Annotated in this window: 2 protein-coding genes; both read left to right on the top strand. The window is 55.7% G+C overall.

Going from position 1 to position 682, the window contains the following annotated elements; all coding sequences use genetic code 11:
* On the top strand, window positions 1-233 hold a 233-nt coding region (locus EBB59_RS13335), incomplete at its 5' end, for a hypothetical protein (protein ID WP_147455632.1).
* On the top strand, window positions 230-469 hold the full coding sequence (locus tag EBB59_RS13330; protein WP_122102597.1) for a zeta toxin family protein: 240 nt from the start codon (window positions 230-232) through the stop codon (window positions 467-469). The genes EBB59_RS13335 and EBB59_RS13330, both read left to right, overlap by 4 nt.
* Window positions 470-682: the final 213 nt, after the last annotated feature.

Genomic DNA, 682 nt, shown 5'->3' with positions numbered 1-682 from the left:
ACGGCTCCGATCCATTTGATCGAGCTATTTGGCTGCTCGAAGGTCGATTGGAGACATTTATCCAGGAAGCCCGCGAAGAACTCCAGGCTGCCGAGGCCAGTGGCGATCCGGTAGCGATTGAGCGGGCAAAGGCAAAGGATCTCCTAATGGGCCAGGCCTGCTTCAAGGGGCGCTGGATCGGCGACGAAGCACTCTGGGCGTATTTCCAGACCAATAAGGATGCCTTCGAATGAGCGCTTCCGAAGATCGTTTGGACTCAAAGACCCATACTCGTGTTTTCAGGGATTCAGTCATCCCGAAAAGCGAGTTCAATACAGCGCTATCGCACGATAGACCGAAGGCCATCATCCTTGGCGGGCAGCCTGGCGCGGGCAAGGGAGGGCTTACCAGAGCAGCCAGTATGGAACTTTCGGGTGATGTGGTTACGATCGACCCCGACGTGCTGCGCGAATACCACCCGACATCGTAACGTTATGCCCAGCCCTGTCGCCCCCCGTATCTGGGCCTATAGTGCCTCCCAAGACCAGGTGAAATGGAGTATTTATGCCCCCTCTGCCGCCACCTCCAGTCCCACAGAAGCTGCGAGAAATGCTCAGGGACTATCCAGAGCATATTCAAACCCTCCAAGATGACTTGAATGATGTGGTAGCCAAACCATTCAAGGGCACCCCCATGTTTGAGC

Source organism: Solilutibacter pythonis (assembly GCF_003697345.1).
Lineage (GTDB): Bacteria > Pseudomonadota > Gammaproteobacteria > Xanthomonadales > Xanthomonadaceae > Solilutibacter > Solilutibacter pythonis.
This window is presented reverse-complemented; position numbering and strand designations above follow the sequence as displayed.

Excerpts from the sequence above, each read along its gene's own strand:
- EBB59_RS13330 (WP_122102597.1), top strand. The coding sequence starts at position 230 with ATGAGCGCTTCCGAAGATCGTTTGGACTCAAAGACCCATACTCGTGTT.